The organism is Tsukamurella tyrosinosolvens, assembly GCF_900104775.1.
Lineage (GTDB): Bacteria > Actinomycetota > Actinomycetes > Mycobacteriales > Mycobacteriaceae > Tsukamurella > Tsukamurella tyrosinosolvens.
In genome coordinates this window covers 2,449,011-2,463,755 of the sequence record NZ_FNSA01000003.1, presented here as the reverse complement: position 1 = coordinate 2,463,755, position 14,745 = coordinate 2,449,011, and the positions used below count along the sequence as shown (strand labels likewise).

Below are 14,745 nucleotides of genomic sequence, written 5' to 3'. Positions count from 1 at the left end.
GTGAACCGGTTCGCCCCTTCGCCGTCGGAGGTCTCAGCGGCCGAGGAGCCGCCGGACGCGGGTGAGGGCACCGTCGTCGCATTTGAGGAGTTCCTGTGCGACGAGGTGACCGGAGCCGCCGCCGAGGCCCGGCCCCGGGTGGGTGGCGGCGCCGATGTGCCACAGCCCGTCGACCGCGGTGCGGTGCCGCGCGGTGAGCGGCCCGGGGCGCCAGAAGATGTTCTGGTCGAGTTCCGCCGCGCCGCAGTAGGGATCGCCCTGCATCGCGTTGGGATTCGCCGCGGCCAGGTCGACGGGGCTGATCGCGCTGACCGCGAGGACGGTGTCACGGGTGCCGGGCGCCGCCTCCTCCACCAGGCCCAGGACCCGGTCCACGTAGCCGGCGACCAGGTCATCGGTCCAGCCCTCGGACGTGTCGAGCTCGCCCGCCGCGTCGCCCACCGGGGCGAAGGGCACTTCCTGCAGTTGCAGCCACAGCATGCCGCGCCCTGCGGGCACCCGGCTCGGGTCGATCAGGGCCTGCTGGCCCACGACGACCGTGGGGCGGGCCGGCAGCAGCCCGGCTTCGGCCTGCGCGCACGCGATGCCGACCGAGTCCGACCCCGTGGTGAGGTGCACGAGCGGCGCGCCGTCGAGCGCGGCGTCCGACCACTGGAGCGGCGCATCGAGCGCGACGTGCACCTGCATGGCCGCGCGGCCGTACTGGTAGCCGCGCGCCTCGGCGCGGACCGCCTCAGGGACGGCGGATTCCGGCAACAGGTCGCAGTACAGCGCCGTCGGGGTGACCGAAGCGAGGACGGCCTGCCGGGCGTCGACGCGGCGCCCGGCGACCATCACGCCCGCGGCGCGGCCGCCCTCGACCAGGATCCGGTCCACCGGCGCACCGGTCAGAACCTCGACGCCCCGCTCGGCGAGCAGCGACGCGAAGGCGTCGAGGAAGGCCCGCTGACCGCCCACGGCCACCGGTAGGCCGGCGCCGTGCATCGTCGCCGCGAAGACGGGGATCATGAGCCCTCCCGAGGCGCTGTCAGGGGAGAGGCCCGCGTGCAAGAGCCAGGGCGCCCAGAGCTGATCCACCTCGGTGCCCTTGAACGTCCTTCGGCCCCAGCGTCGCCCACTGGTGGCGGCGTCGCGGACCCACCCCTCGGTGCGGGCCAGGCCGCGGCGCAGCATCGTCGCCGCGTGGCCCAGCACGCCCGGGGCGCGCGTCTCGTTGCCGAGGAGGCCGCCGATGACGTCGAGGTCGCCGCCGATCCGGTCGAGCATCGCGAGGTAGGCGGCCCGGTCCGGCTCGGAGAACTGCTCGACGGTGCGCGCCGGGTCCCGGTGCGCGACCACCGCGCGGCCGTCGCCGGACACGGAACCGGTGACGGCGTCGTCCGCGTTCGCATACTCCAGCCCGTGGCGGTGCAGGTCCTCGCCGAGCGTCGCGTAGGCGCCTCCCGTCACGAACAGCGGGTGCCACGACGAGTACGTGTCGTGCAGGAAGCCCGGAAGGGTCAGCTCGTCGCTCGCGAGGAAGCCGCCGAGCCGGTCGGCCTTCTCGACGAGGCACACCGACCGGCCGGAGCCCGCGAGCTCGGCCGCGGCGACGAGGCCGTTGATCCCGGAGCCGATGACGATGACGTCGGCCGTCACGCGACGCGCCTCGAGCCGGCTCCGGACCGAGGTGCGGGCGCGACGGGGCGGGGGCGGCGGGCGAGCAGTCGCCGCGTCACCCACCGGTAGTCCGCGGGCTTCGGCGGGAGCAGCCACTCGCGCACCCGCTGGCGGCGGGGGAGGCGCAGGCCCATCTCCTCGATGATCTCGTCGATGTTGTGCATCGAGAACGGGATCAGGTTGGTGCCCCGGGCGTGGTGGCCCTCGGTGCGTCCGCGCATCCAGTGCAGCCGCGCCGACACCTGCTCGCGGCGGTCCGGCACCGGCGGCAGCTCGGCGGCGCCGTCGAGCACGTGCGCGACGTAGAGCGAGGCCATCTCCGCCGACAGGGGCGAGAAGAAGGAGGAGTTGTAGCCGACGAAGGCCAGGCCGGGGACCTCGTGCGGGAGGATGAACCGGTACAGCTCGAAGTCACCGTTCACGTCGGTGAGCCGGGCCTGCACGTCGGCGTCCAGGAAGGGCACGTCCTGCCGCCAGCCGGTCGCCGCGATGACCACCTCGGCCGGCACCGTCGACCCGTCCGACAGGCGCGCCGCCGGGCGGCCGTCCTCGACCAACAGCTCGGTGATCTCCGTGTCGCGGCGCACCGCGAGGGAGCCGTCCTGGACCGCCTCGAAGAAGCCCTCGCTGACGAGGCTCACGGTGCTGCGCGCGATCCTCTCGAAGTCGCCGTCCGGGACCAGCCCGTGCTGCTTGAGTTTGAGTTGCTTCGTCGCGACCGCCTGCAGGCTCGCGAGCATGCTGTTGCGGACGGGCTTGCCGGCGCCGTGGAGGAAGGCCTCGACGCCCCGCAGGCGCTGGTACTCGAACAGCGCCTCGCCGAGGCGGGTGAGCATGAGGAACTTGTAGTTGACGGCGCCGCCGAGGTGGCGCGGCATCTTCCACAGCAGCTTCCGCGCGATGACCGTGGCGCTGGCGGTGACGGGCGCGATGGCGGAGGCGACGTCGCAGGCCGACTTGCCGTAGCCGACGACGAGCACGTCGCGGCCGGTGACCTCGTCGAGCGCGTGCACGTCGCCGGGGGCGCAGACCCGGCCGCCCGCGGCCTCGAAGGCGTCCCGGCCCGGCCACGCGGGGATCGACGGTGCCGAGAAGATGCCGTTGGCGCCGACGAGGTAGTCGTAGTCCTCGGTGCTCACGCCCTCCGGGCCCTCGGCGGTCACCGACCAGATCACCGGTCGCAGCGCCGGATCCGCCGTCACGTCGCCCGACGGCGCACCGTCGGGCTCGGACAGGGTGGCGGAGATGACGGTGGTGGAGACCCGGAACCGGTCGCGCAGCCCGAACCGGTCGACGTACGCGTCGAGGTACTCCTGGACCTGCGCTCCCTCGAGCCACTGCGGGTAGTGCCGCGGCATCGGGAGGTCGGACAGGCAGTAGGTGCCCTTGTTGTTCTGCGTGCGCAGGCCGGGGTAGCGGCGGGACGCGCTCCAGACGCCGCCGATGTCGGGGGCCTTCTCGTAGACGGTGACGTCGTGGCCGAACTGGGTGAGGACCTTGGCTGCGGAGACTCCGGCGAAGCCGGCTCCGATCACGGCGATACGCATGGCTGTTCTTCTCCTACTCGGTGCCCGCGGGGGCCAACAGGGGGATCGCGGGGGCGGCCTGCTCGGGCCCCATCGCGGAGTAGCCGCCGTCGGCGGCCCAATCGGCGCCGGTCACCACGGACGCGGCGTCGGAGCACAGGAAGGCGACCACGCGGCCGACCTCGATCGGGTCCGCGACGCGGCCGGTGAGGTGGAAGGGAGCGGCGACGCCGTCGGTGTGCGCGCGGTCGTGTTCGGAGACGGTGTCCATGATCTTCGACCAGACCCAGCCGGGGCTGACCGAGTTCACGCGGATCCGCTCGGCGGCATAATCCATGGCCATCGACCGGGTGATCTGGACCAGCGCCGCCTTGCAGGCGGGGTAGACCCAGCGGCCGGTCTGCGCCACCGAACTCGAGATCGACGTGAAGTTCACGACGGAGCCGTGGCCGCTCGCGGCGAGCGCGGGCCGCGCCGCCGCCGCCACGCGCACGGCGCTCGCGACGTTGACATCGAAGGCCGTGAGCCAGTCGGCGCGGGCGGTGTCGGCACCGTCGTCGAGGTACGTGCAGGCGAGGTTCACGACGATGTCGAGCCCGCCGTGCTCGCGGACGGCTCCGGCGACCAGGTCCGCGACCTGCGCATCGTCGGTGATGTCGGTGGTCCGTGCGGTCACGCGGTCGCCGAGCCGGTCGGCGATCGCATGGGCACCGTCGGCGTCGATGTCGGCGACGATCACCGTGGCGCCCTCCGCGTGCAGCGCCTCCACCACGCCGTGCCCCACCAGGGTCGCTCCACCCGTCACGATCGCTGTACGCCCGTCCAGATTTCCCGTCATGCCTCCACCTCGCGTCGGTTCCGTGGCGCCGCGGAGGCGCCGGTCGATCGGGACGGTAGTGATGCAGGTCATAGCGCTGCTATCCGCTCCGACGCGGGCGCTATCCAGATCGCGGTATCGCGCCTGCTTGACGACAGGCAGGAATGCAGCACATGATGGGGGAGTGATCCACGCCACAGGGAGGTGCACGTGACCGCACCGACGGTCCTCCGGACGCGGGACGTCGACCTCGCCCGGGCGCGGGTTGCCGACTTCTTCTGCGACCACCGGCTCGACCCGGTGGGGCGCGCCCACGCCATCGACATGAGGCTGCGCATCGACACCGTCGGCTCGATGGGCCTCGTGCACCTCGACTACGGCGAGCCGGTCCAGATCCGGCCCGGCCCGCTGGCCACCTTCTACCTGGTGCAGATCCCTCTCGCGGGCCGGGCGGTCGTGGAACACGGCGCGACGCGCGTCCAGTCCTCGCCGCACCTGGCCACCGTCCTGTCGCCGACATCGCCGACGTCGATGACCTGGCAGCGCGGCAATCCGCAGCTGTGCGTGCGGCTGCGGCGCAGCACCGTCGACCGGGAGCTCATGCGGCGCCTCGGCCGCGAGATCACCACGCCCCTGCGGTTCGACGTCGGCATGGACCTGCGTCGGCCGGACGTGGCCTCCTGGGTCCGGATGGTCCGGTTCCTCGGCGACGAGGCGCTCCGCGGTGCGTCCTCCGTCGGCGGTGCGGACTGCTCCGAGTACCTGGCCCGCGGGGTCGTCAACCAGCTGCTCGACGTGCAGCCCCACAACTACAGTGCCGCGTTGGCGGCGGCGGCGGACGGGGCGGCCACGCTCGGCTCGCGGATGGTCACGCTCATCGACGACCACCTCGCCGACCCGCTCGGGCCGGGATGGCTCGCGGAGCGCCTGCGGGTCAGCGTTCGGGCCCTCCGTGAGGCGTGCCGCTCCGAGCTCGAATCGACGCCGACCGCGGTGGTCAAGGAGCGGCGGCTGCTCGCGGCGCGCGCCCGGCTGCTCGACGCGATGCATCCGGGCCGTACCGTCACCGACGTCGCGCTCAGCGTGGGGCTCACCCACCTCGGCAGGTTCGCCGTCGACTATCGGGCGCGCTTCGGGGAGTCGCCGAGCGAGACAGCCACGACCGCGGTGTGACGCCCCGCAGGTGACTTCCGCGTAACCCGCGGCGCCTGCTTAGATCATCGAATGCTCGTCGCCCTGCTCTCGTTCGCCGCCGCCTCCACGCTCCTCGTCGTGCTGCCCGGCCCCGACACCCTCGTCGTCGTCCGCGGCGTGGTGCAGGGCGGCCGGGGCGCCGGCCTGCGCACGAGTCTCGGTGTGCTCAGCGGCCTCGTGGTGTGGGTCGTCGCGGCCGTCCTCGGCATCTCGGCGATGCTCAAGGCCAGCGAGTACGGGTACACCGCGCTCAAGGTGCTCGGCGCCGCCTACCTGATCTCCATGGGCGTCCAGTCGCTGCGCGCCGTGGTGCGCGGCTCGGCCCTGGGGGAGGAGCCCGCGCCGCCGGTCGAGTCCTCGTGGCGCACCGGCGGGTTCACCGCGGGCTTCCTCACCGACATGCTGAACCCGAAGATCGGCGTGTTGTTCGTCAGCCTGCTCCCCGGCTTCGTGCCCAGCGGCTACTCGGTGACCTGGACGACGCTGGCCCTCGGCGGTGTCTACATCGCGCTGACGGCGGTCTACTGCGGCGTCCTGATCGCGGCCGCGGGCACCGTCACCCGGTGGATGCGGACCCCGCGCACCCGCCGGATGCTGGACGGCGTCGCCGGGGTCGCGCTCATCGGCTTCGGCGCGAAACTGGTCACGGAGCGCTAGCGGGCGGGTAGCGGTAGAAGCCCTCGCCGGTCTTCACACCGAGCCTGCCGGCGTCGACGTACTCGTGGAGCAGGCGCCGCGGCCCCTCGGGCAGGTGCGGGTTCTCGGCGGCGTAGTGGTCCTCGATGTCGAGCACGACGTCCAGGCCGACACGGTCCATCATCTGGAACGGCCCCGCGGGCATGTGCCAGTTGAGCCGGAACATGCCGTCCACGTCCTCCGGCCGCGCGACGCCCTCCGCGACGACGGCCAGCGACTCGCGCTTGATCGCCGCCCACACGCGGTTGAAGATGAAGCCCGTGCTCTCGCGGCGGGCCTCGAACGGGTGCACATCGAACTCGGGCAGCACGGTGAGCAGGGTGTCGATGACCTCGCGGGCCGTCTCGCCGTCGGACATCACGTCGGCCGCGTTGGCGGCCGGAGGCATGTAGAAGTGCAGGTTGCAGAAGCGGGTCCGGTCGCGGATGTTCTCGCTCATCAGCCGCGAGGCGTACGACGAGGAATTCGTCGTGAGGATCGCGTCGAACGGTGCGGCGCGGGCGATCTCGCCCCACAGCGGGATCTTGATGTCGAGCCGCTCCGGCACCGCCTCGACGACGAGCCAGGCACCGTCGAGCGCGGCGGCGAGGTCGTCGGCCGCGATGGCCCGCCCCGCCTCACCCGACCCGCGCCGGGCGAGGATCTCGGGCAGCGTGTCGGCCACGTAGTCCACTGCGGCGCGCGCCTGGTCGGGATTCGGGTCGTGGACGCGGACGTCGCCGCCGCGGGTCGCGAACATCAGCGCGATCCGGCGGCCGAGGGTGCCGGCGCCGACCACGGCGACCGGACGGCGGCGGACGTCGTCGAACGTGAAGGGGAGGGGCATGGCGACTCCGTTCTCAGTGCGGGTCGGTGGCGGGGAGGCCGACGATGCCGGATACGAGCGTGCCGAGGTCGACGAGGATCTCCGGGGCGCGGCCGTCGAGCGGCGCGCGCCAGATACGTCCACCGAGGTCGGAGACGTAGGCGAGTCCCGCGGTGGCGTCGACGGCCAGGCCGATCGCCTCGTCGAAGCCGCGCGCCAGGATCTCGGGCGCGCCCCCACGGCCGCCGGCCGCCGGGAGCGGAGCCCGGTTGAGCGAGTTCCCGTCGGGGGCGGCGCCCCGGTCGGTCCAGTAGAGGGTGTCGCCCACGATCTCCAGGTCGATCGGCTCGGGCAGTCCGTCCCACAGCGTCTCGATGTCGTCGCGGTCCTCCGGTGTCGCCCCGGGCGGGAGGTCGAGGCCGGCGCGGAGGATCCGTCCGCGGCCGCCCTTCGCGGGTCCCTTCTGCGTCCAGTACAGGTAGCGGCGCGCGGGGTCGACCGCGACGCCGACGCACTCGGCGAGGCGGTCGGGCTCGGGGGAGTTGACGACGAGGTCGTGCAGGCCGGTGCCGTCGGTCCGGACGGAACTCACCCGACAGCCCTCGCGATCGCCCCAGTAGAGGCGGCCGGCACCGTCGGACGCGAGCTGCTTCCCGGTGGTCATCGCGCCCGGTGCCACGAGGTCGCGCCGGTCGGTGCCGTCGGTCCGGATCGAATGCACGCCGCCCGTGCGGGCCGAGTAGTCCAGGCCCGCCTCGCCGGTGCGCTCCGGATCGCGGACGGGACGCCCCATCGTGGTCCAGAAGATCCGCCCGTCCTCCACGAGGACGCCGTCGGGCGAGGCCCCGGCCTCGTCGGTGTACACGGTCTCGACCGCGCCGCCGGGGAGGGAGACGCGGACGATCGTTCCGTTGCGGATCCCGAGCGCCAAAAGTCCTTCGAACATGGAACTTATTCTACGGGTGGAACCCTCGAAGGGGCCGCTCCTCACGATGTGATCTTCGAGACCGGCTGTGCGCCGAACAGCGTCTCCTCCGAGCGGAGGAGGTACTCCTCGAGCAGCGTCGCCGCCTCGTCGCCGCGGCCGCCGAGGAAGGTCTCGAGGATCGTCACGTTGTCGTCGAGGAACGGCGCGTGCAGGAACTCGGGGTCCGCGATCGCGCCGAAGGCGAGGCGCAACTCGGCGAGGATCGAGTCGAGGACGGCGTCGAGCCGGGGGCTGTCGCTGAGCCCGACGATCGCGCGGTGGAACTCCAGGTCGGCGGTGCCCACCGCCTGCCAGTCGCCGCGCCGCGCCGCAGCCTGCGCCGTGGCGACGGCGTCGCGCATCCGGACGGTCCCGGGGTGCTCGGGCCCCGCGGCGCGCAGCGCGGGCGGCTCGACGGTGCGCCGGACCAGGTAGATGTCCCGCACTGACGCCCGGGTGGGCGCGGTGACCCGGGCGCCGCGGTTGGCCTCGTGGACGATCAGGCCCTCGTGGGCCAGGGTGCGCATGGCCTCGCGGAGGGTGTTCCGAGAGACCCCGAGCTCCGCCGCCAGGCGCTCCTCGCGCAGCGGGTCGCCCGGCCGCAGTGCACCCTCGACGATGGCGCGCCGCAGGTCGTCGGTCGCCTCCGTCGCGGCGTGGCCGCGTTGCCGTCCGGTGCTCACGCGGACGATCCTACGGAGCGAAGCGGATTTTTGTTCAACAAATCGACCCCCGACTAGTGACAGATTGTTCAACAATCGTTTATGGTGTGGATCACATCAGAGCCCGATCGCTCGACCGAGAAGAGACCCACCCATGTCCACCACTTCGCCGGAGCCCAGTGCCGCCCAGAAGGGCGCCGTCAAGGCGTACATCGCCAGCCTCACCGGTACCTCCCTCGAGTACTACGACTTCGCCCTGTACTCCGTCGCCTCCGCGCTCGTCTTCCCGCACGTCTTCTTCCCCGCGGAGGACCCGTTCATCGGGCTCCTGCTGTCCTTCTCGACGTTCGCCGTCGGCTACTTCGCGCGCCCGATCGGCGGCGTCGTCTTCGGCCGCCTCGGCGACCGCATCGGCCGCAAGAACGTCCTCGTCGCGACGCTCCTGCTCATCGGCGTCGCCACGGTGCTCATCGGCGTGCTCCCGAGCTACGGCACGATCGGCGTGATCGCGCCGACGATCCTCGTGTTGCTGCGCTTCGCGCAGGGCGTCGGCGTCGGCGGCGAGTGGGGCGGCGCGGTGCTGCTCTCCAGCGAGTTCGGCGATCCGCGTAAGCGCGGATTCTGGGCGTCCGCGGCGCAGATCGGCGTGCCGGTCGGCAATCTCATGGCGAACGGCGTGCTCGCGCTCGTCGCAGCGCTGCTCACCGAGGACGCCTTCCGCGACTGGGGCTGGCGCATCGGTTTCCTGCTCTCGGCCGTCCTCGTGGTCTTCGGTCTCCTCATCCGCCTGCGACTGGAGGAGACCCCCGTATTCCAGGCCATCGCCGAGCGCGCGGAGCAGCCCAAAGCTCCGATCTCGGAGGTGCTCCGCGGGCACCCGCGCGCGCTGCTCGCCGCCGCGCTCTCGCGCATCTGCCCCGACGTCCTGTACTCGCTGCTCACCGTCTTCCTCGCCAGCTACGCCACCAAGGAACTGGACTTCCCGACGAGCCACGTGCTGACGGCGGTGCTGACCGGATCCGCGGTGCAGGTCTTCGTCATGCCGCTGGCGGGCTCGCTCACGGACCGCTTCAACCGGCGCCTGGTCTACGGCATCGGCGCGGCGCTCACCGCCGCGTGGGTCCCCGTGCTGTTCCTCATGATCCAGTCCGGCAGCCGGGTGCTGCTGACCGTCGGCGTGGTCGTCGGCATGTCGCTGCACGCCCTCATGTACGGACCGCAGGCGGCCTTCATCACCGAGCAGTTCCCCGCCCGCCTGCGCTACGCAGGCAGCTCGCTGGCGTACACCTTCGCCGGTGTCGTGGGCGGCGGCATGGCGCCGCTCATCTTCACCGTGCTCTTCCGCTGGACCGACTCCTGGGTGATCATCGCGGCGTACGTCGCCGTCGCCGCCGTCGCGACCGTCGCCGGCATGGTCATCGGCCGCGACCCGGCCCCCGAGGAGGAGCTGGAGCTGCTCGCCGACGCCCCGGACGGTGTCGATGTTCCCCACTGACGTCCGCCGCCTCGGCGCTCGCGCCGTCCGGGTCCGGGTGGACCCCGGCACCGTCGAGGCGCTCCGGGGCCACCTGGCGGCCGAGCCCTTGCCGGGCCAGCGGGAGCTCGTCGCCGGGGGCGAGTCCGTCACCGTCCTGTTCGACGGGGCCGATTCCGCCACAGAAGCCGAACGCGTGCTCGGGGCGATGGCGCCGCCGGAACCGGTCGCCGCCGACGGCCCGCTCGTCGAGATCGGCGTCGTCTACGACGGTGAGGACCTGCGCGCCGTCGCCGAGCAACTCGGCACCGACGAGGCCGGCGTCGTGCGGATGCACACCGACCGCGCGTGGCACGTGGGCTTCCTCGGGTTCGCCCCCGGATTCGCGTACCTCCGGTCGGCCGACGCCGGGCCCGAGATCGCGCGGCGGGCATCGCCGCGCGTCCGGGTCCCCGCCGGGGCCGTCGGGCTCGCGGGGGAGTGCAGCGCGGTCTACCCGCGCACCTCGCCGGGCGGGTGGCAGCTCATCGGCCGCACGGACGCCGAACTCTGGTCGCTCGACCGCGACCCGCCCGCGCTGCTCGTGCCCGGCACGCGGGTGCGGTTCACCGCCGTCCGCGAGCGCCTCGCCGTGCCGACCGCCCCGCCGCCGAGCGGAGCGACCGCGCGCCCGGAGCGCGGCCTCCTCGTGCGGGAGACGGGCTTGCAGAGCCTCGTCGAGGACCTCGGCCGACCCGGCCGCGCGGCGATCGGCGTCACCCGGTCCGGCGCCGCCGACCGCGGTGCGTTGCGCCAGGCCAACCGGCTCGTCGGCAACGATGCCGGCGTCGCCGGCATCGAGAACGCCGGGGGCGGAATGGAGCTCGTGGCGGCGGGGGCGCAGGTGCTCGCCGTGACCGGCGCCGACGCGCCCCTCGTCGTGGAGTCGCCGGACGGGCGCTGGCGCACCGTCGAGCGGGGGCGCCCGTTCGCCCTCGACGACGGCGACCTCCTCGAGATCGGCCCGGCGACCGCGGGCCTGCGCGTCGTGATCGCGGTGCGCGGCGGGATCGACGTGCCGCCCGTGCTGGGCAGCCGCAGTACCGACACCCTCGCCCACCTCGGACCCGCCCCGATCGCCGCCGGTGACGTCCTGCCCGTCGGGCGCGCGCCGCGGACCGTCGTCGCCGAGCCCGAGGCCGTCGCCGCAGTGCCGGACGGGAGCTCTCCGACGGTGCTCGACGTGCTGCCCGGGCCCGACGCGGAGGTCTTCCCCGACGGCGCCTGGGCGCACCTGCTCGACGAACAGTGGGAGGTGACGCCGAACAGCGACCGCGTCGGCGTGCGGCTCGCGGGTCAGCCGCTCGCGCGCGCCGACGGTGAGGTGCAGAGCCAGGCGCTGGTGCCCGGCGCGATCCAGATCCCACCGTCCGGGGAGCCGGTCGTCTTCGTCGTCGATCACCCGACGACGGGCGGGTATCCCGTGCTCGCCGTCGTCGCGGAGCACCACCTGGACCTGCTGGCGCAACTGCCGCTCGGGTCGCCCGTGCGGTTCGCGGCGACGGCAGGGCCACCGGGAGGTGCGTGAAAGCGCCGGTCCGCGGCGCCCGGATGTGGTTACGTCGGGGAACGAGCGGTGTCCGAACGGCCGCTCGGTCGACTCGGAGCACCACCGGAAGGACCCATGAGGAAGATCGCAGCTCGGCGGATCATCGGCGTCGTCGCAGGCCTGACGGCCGCATCCCTGGTCGTCGCGGGATGTGGGAACGGCGACTCGGGTGAGGGGGCGGCGGCCACGTCGGCCGTGACCTCGGCGGCCGACGCTTCGGCCGGGGGCGCCGCGGGCTCGTCCACTGCTGCGTCGTCGGCGACCGCTCCGTCGTCCGCGTCGGTCTCCGCGTCCCGGCCGGCGGGATCCTCCGCGGCGATGCCTGCCGGCGGTGTCAAGGTGAAGGGCGCCAACGGCAGCGACGTCACGCTCACCGGCCCGATCGCCGCGAAGTACTCCGCCGCGACGCAGGCGCAGCGCACCGCCCTGGGGGTGGTGCTCACCGGCGACCACAACGCGGGAACGCGGGAGAGCGGCGTGATCTTCCAGCAGTTCAAGGGCGGCGTCATCACGGCGAAGAACGGCGACGTCGGCACACCCGCCTACATCACCTGGGGCCGGATCCGGGACGCCTGGAACATCGAGCGCAGCCCCGACGGCAAGCCCTCGCCGGACGGCAAGAACGGCTCCGCCGGGCCGCTGGGCGCAGTGACCAGCGACGAGACCACCGCGGGTGCGGTGAAGCAGACCACCTTCGAGCACGGGAAGATCACCTTCAACCCGCAGACCGGCAAGGTCGAGGTGACCGTCAACGGCAAGGTCGTCCCGGCCGGAATCTAGGAGGGCGCAGCCATGGCCGATACCGCGGGACCGATCGACATCACCTTCTCCGCCGTCCTCGGCAAGGTGCGCGAGGGCGATACCTGGACGTGCGTGCAGCTGCCGGGCTCCGCAGAGATCTTCGGCACCCGCGGCCTGGTCAAGGTCGCCGGCACCGTCGACGGCGTGCCCTTCACCTCGTCGTTCATGGCACTGGGCGACGGAACGCACAAGTTGCCCGTCGCCGCGGCGATCCGCCGCCGCATCGGCAAGACCGACGGCGACGAGGTCGAGGTGCACCTCACGGACCGCCTCAACTGACCTCTCCGGCGTCCGGCTGACACGTCAGCGGGCGAGGACGCCCGTCGCGAGCCGCTCGGCCGTCTCGGCGACGGTGCGCCGCCAGTCCGCCGGGTCGACCGCGTGTGCGCCGTTCTCGCCCGCGAAGGCGCTGGAGGCGACGAGGTCGGGCTCCAGGTCGCCGAGCACCCGCAGGCTCGCGAGCAGCTGCTCGCCGTCGCTCATGCCGGGGAGGTAGCCGGCGTTCCAGCGCCCGTCGGCGCCGCGGTAGAGCGTGTCGCCCGTGAACAGGTAGCGCGCACCGTCGGCGCCGGTGACGAGGAAGGACGTGCTCCCGGGCGTGTGGCCGGGGGTCGGAATGGCCTCGACGCCGTTACCGTCGACGGCCCGGTCGTCGAGCAGGACGCCCGGCACGGCGTGCTCCGCGATGCCCGCGAGGTCGCCCTCCGGCGCGTGCAGGACGGGGCCGAAGCGTTCGGCGATCGCGCCCAGCATCGGGCCGGCCTCGTCCTGGTGGCTGAGGTACTGGTGGGCGACGCCGCCGCGCTCGGCGAGGGCGTCGAAGTCCGCGGCGTCGCCGGGGGAGTAGAACAGGACGTTGCCGCCGGTCGGGGGAGTCCACAGGTACGCATGCGTGGTCAGGCCCGGGAACGGCGAGTACGTCGGGGTCTCGAGCAGGTCGCGCCGGATCGTGGTGAGCATCGGATGTCCTCTCGTCGGGGTGTTTCCGACGCTATGACCTGAACAATGCTTCAGGTCAAGGCCGCCTCGACGGTCCGTGGCCGATGCGCCCGGTGCGCGACCACCAGCAGTGCCACGCCCAGGCCGCAGCGCCACCAGAGGAAAGGATCGATCGCGGCTCGTTCGGTTCCGCCCGCGCCGAGCGGGTTCGCGAACGGGATGACCAGCGCGGCCACCCCGGAGACCGCGATGCAGACGGCGGTGAGAGCCGCGAGCCGCGGGCGGGACCGGATCAGCAGCAGGCCGGCGAGTCCCATCAGCGCCATCCCGCTCACGTGCTCGACGTACGCCGCGATCGGATGCACGACGATGCGCGCCCGAGGCCCGTCCGGGAACTCCCCGGCGCTGCCGGGGAAGAGGCCGACACACGCGAGGGCGACACCGTTGATCGCCGCCAGTGCGACGGCGGCCCGGTCCCAGTGGCGGGGAAGCAGTGGGCGAACCGCCACGGCAGCTGCGACGCCGAGTGCGCCCACGAGAACGAACGCCGTGTTCATGAGTGGGTGCCACGGGGAGCAGACGAATCTGTCGGTCACCGCGAGTCCGCCGTCGCGACTGAGGTCGCCGAGGCACTCCGGCACCCCCAGGTCGCTGATCATGTTGTTCGTCCAGCTGTAGGTCCGGGGCCACTGTCGGGCGACGACGAGTTCGGCGAGGAAGTACGCGACCGTCGCGATGAGCAGCGTCCCGGCGAGGACCCTCCGGCGCCCGGTCAGGGACGCCCCAGGATGGATCGAGGGCAGGGCCGAGGTCTTTAGCTGCATTCATTATTTCTACGCGACGGGCGCCGTTGCACGCTGTGGTGTGCATCTCGCTCGCGGCGTACGGTCGGAAACATGGCGAAGAAGACCCCGGGGCCGTCTGTGAAGGACGGTGAACTGTACGAAGAGCTCCGCGACAAGGGGGACTCGAAGGAGAAGGCGGCGCGGATCGCGAACGCCGCGGCGAAGCGCGGCCGATCCGCGGTGGGCGCCGCCGGTGGTCACTCCCGCGCTTACGACGAGTGGACCGTCGACGAGCTCAGGTCCCGCGCCAAGGAACTCGGCCTGACCGGGTACTCCTCGAAGCGTAAAGCCGCGCTGATCGACGAGCTCAGAAACCACTGACCGGCACGCGGCGAGCGCCGCGCGGTCAGCAGCAGTCGGGGTCGAGCACCCGGCAGAGCGCGGTGAGCGCCTCGCGGCGGGGCGTGTGGTGCACGCTCATGCCCTGTCGTTCGGAGGTGACGAAGCCGGCTGTTCGCAGCTGGCCGAGGTGATGGCTGACCGTCGATTCGGCGAGATCGACCGCGGCCGCAAGAGATCCGGTGGTGCACGGTTCGCCGCACGTGAACAGCAACGACATCAGTTTCACTCGGACCGGATCAGCGAGAGCCTTGAGCCGCATCGCGACGTCCAGGGCGGTGGCATCGTCCGCCGGTGCAGCGGCCATGGGGGTGCAACACACCGGATCCGACATGTCGATCACGGGCAGAGCCTTGGGCATGGCGCCGATGCTAGGCACCTCGTTGACATATGTCGAAGAGGTCGCGTAGAACTGGTTCGCCCGTATCGCACC

At 72.6% G+C, this 14,745-nt stretch carries 16 protein-coding genes; 7 read left to right on the top strand and 9 right to left on the bottom strand.

Features of this window, described 5'->3' with window-relative positions; translation table 11 throughout:
• Positions 1-33: 33 nt before the first annotated feature.
• The 3 genes from BLW32_RS13385 to BLW32_RS13375 are packed head-to-tail and all read right to left on the bottom strand — an operon-like array spanning position 34 to position 4,023.
• Positions 34-1,638 carry a phytoene desaturase family protein gene (locus BLW32_RS13385; protein ID WP_068742308.1) on the bottom strand — a complete coding sequence of 535 codons (1,605 nt, stop codon included), beginning with the start codon at positions 1,636-1,638 and terminating at the stop codon, positions 34-36.
• A complete protein-coding gene (locus BLW32_RS13380; RefSeq protein WP_068741861.1) occupies positions 1,635-3,206 on the bottom strand; it encodes a flavin-containing monooxygenase in 1,572 nt (523 codons plus the stop codon). Before BLW32_RS13380 ends, BLW32_RS13385 begins: the two co-directional genes overlap by 4 nt.
• A gap of 13 nt (positions 3,207-3,219) precedes the next feature.
• Entirely contained in the window at positions 3,220-4,023 is an 804-nt protein-coding gene (locus tag BLW32_RS13375; RefSeq protein ID WP_068742309.1) for an SDR family oxidoreductase, read from the bottom strand.
• A 189-nt stretch (positions 4,024-4,212) separates the two neighbouring features.
• On the opposite strand from BLW32_RS13375, the gene BLW32_RS13370 reads away from it, so the two are divergent.
• Together BLW32_RS13370 and BLW32_RS13365 are read left to right on the top strand one after the other, a co-directional pair.
• Positions 4,213-5,175: an AraC family transcriptional regulator gene (locus BLW32_RS13370; RefSeq protein ID WP_170181049.1), complete on the top strand. Its 963-nt coding sequence runs from the start codon at positions 4,213-4,215 to the stop codon at positions 5,173-5,175.
• 51 nt (positions 5,176-5,226) lie between these two features.
• The gene (locus BLW32_RS13365) at positions 5,227-5,853 is read left to right on the top strand and encodes a LysE family translocator (protein WP_068741863.1); all 627 of its coding nucleotides are present in this window, start codon (positions 5,227-5,229) and stop codon (positions 5,851-5,853) included.
• Here BLW32_RS13365 and BLW32_RS13360 read toward each other — a convergent pair.
• Genes BLW32_RS13360 through BLW32_RS13350 form a run of 3 tightly spaced genes read right to left on the bottom strand, consistent with a single transcriptional unit; the run spans position 5,840 to position 8,347 of the window.
• A complete protein-coding gene (locus tag BLW32_RS13360) occupies positions 5,840-6,718 on the bottom strand; it encodes a 3-hydroxyacyl-CoA dehydrogenase family protein (RefSeq protein WP_068741864.1) in 879 nt (292 codons plus the stop codon). The genes BLW32_RS13365 and BLW32_RS13360 overlap by 14 nt on opposite strands.
• Before the next feature lie 13 nt (positions 6,719-6,731).
• On the bottom strand, positions 6,732-7,643 hold the full coding sequence (locus tag BLW32_RS13355) for an SMP-30/gluconolactonase/LRE family protein (RefSeq protein ID WP_068741865.1): 912 nt from the start codon (positions 7,641-7,643) through the stop codon (positions 6,732-6,734).
• A 41-nt stretch (positions 7,644-7,684) separates the two neighbouring features.
• A complete protein-coding gene (locus BLW32_RS13350) occupies positions 7,685-8,347 on the bottom strand; it encodes a GntR family transcriptional regulator (protein ID WP_068525705.1) in 663 nt (220 codons plus the stop codon).
• A 133-nt stretch (positions 8,348-8,480) separates the two neighbouring features.
• On the opposite strand from BLW32_RS13350, the gene BLW32_RS13345 reads away from it, so the two are divergent.
• From BLW32_RS13345 to BLW32_RS13330, 4 genes are all read left to right on the top strand, one after another.
• Positions 8,481-9,821 carry an MFS transporter gene (locus BLW32_RS13345; protein ID WP_068741866.1) on the top strand — a complete coding sequence of 447 codons (1,341 nt, stop codon included), beginning with the start codon at positions 8,481-8,483 and terminating at the stop codon, positions 9,819-9,821.
• Positions 9,808-11,367, top strand: a complete 1,560-nt coding sequence (locus tag BLW32_RS13340; protein WP_068741867.1) for a 5-oxoprolinase subunit B/C family protein — start codon at positions 9,808-9,810, stop codon at positions 11,365-11,367. Before BLW32_RS13345 ends, BLW32_RS13340 begins: the two co-directional genes overlap by 14 nt.
• A gap of 96 nt (positions 11,368-11,463) precedes the next feature.
• Positions 11,464-12,168, top strand: a complete 705-nt coding sequence (locus BLW32_RS13335; protein ID WP_068741868.1) for an LGFP repeat-containing protein — start codon at positions 11,464-11,466, stop codon at positions 12,166-12,168.
• Between the two features lie 12 nt (positions 12,169-12,180).
• Positions 12,181-12,468, top strand: coding sequence for a DUF1905 domain-containing protein (locus BLW32_RS13330; protein ID WP_068525702.1), 288 nt, complete (start codon positions 12,181-12,183; stop codon positions 12,466-12,468).
• A gap of 24 nt (positions 12,469-12,492) precedes the next feature.
• Here the strand turns inward: BLW32_RS13330 and BLW32_RS13325 are convergent, their stop codons facing one another.
• Both BLW32_RS13325 and BLW32_RS13320 read right to left on the bottom strand, forming a co-directional pair.
• A complete protein-coding gene (locus BLW32_RS13325; RefSeq protein ID WP_068741869.1) occupies positions 12,493-13,149 on the bottom strand; it encodes an MBL fold metallo-hydrolase in 657 nt (218 codons plus the stop codon).
• Positions 13,150-13,199: 50 nt separating this feature from the next.
• Positions 13,200-13,952, bottom strand: coding sequence for a DUF998 domain-containing protein (locus BLW32_RS13320; protein ID WP_068741870.1), 753 nt, complete (start codon positions 13,950-13,952; stop codon positions 13,200-13,202).
• Between the two features lie 72 nt (positions 13,953-14,024).
• On the opposite strand from BLW32_RS13320, the gene BLW32_RS13315 reads away from it, so the two are divergent.
• Positions 14,025-14,294, top strand: coding sequence for a DUF7218 family protein (locus BLW32_RS13315; protein ID WP_068525699.1), 270 nt, complete (start codon positions 14,025-14,027; stop codon positions 14,292-14,294).
• 25 nt (positions 14,295-14,319) lie between these two features.
• On the opposite strand, the gene BLW32_RS13310 is transcribed toward BLW32_RS13315, so the two are convergent.
• Positions 14,320-14,673: an Rv2640c family ArsR-like transcriptional regulator gene (locus BLW32_RS13310; RefSeq protein ID WP_068741871.1), complete on the bottom strand. Its 354-nt coding sequence runs from the start codon at positions 14,671-14,673 to the stop codon at positions 14,320-14,322.
• Between the last annotated feature and the right edge of the window lie 72 nt (positions 14,674-14,745).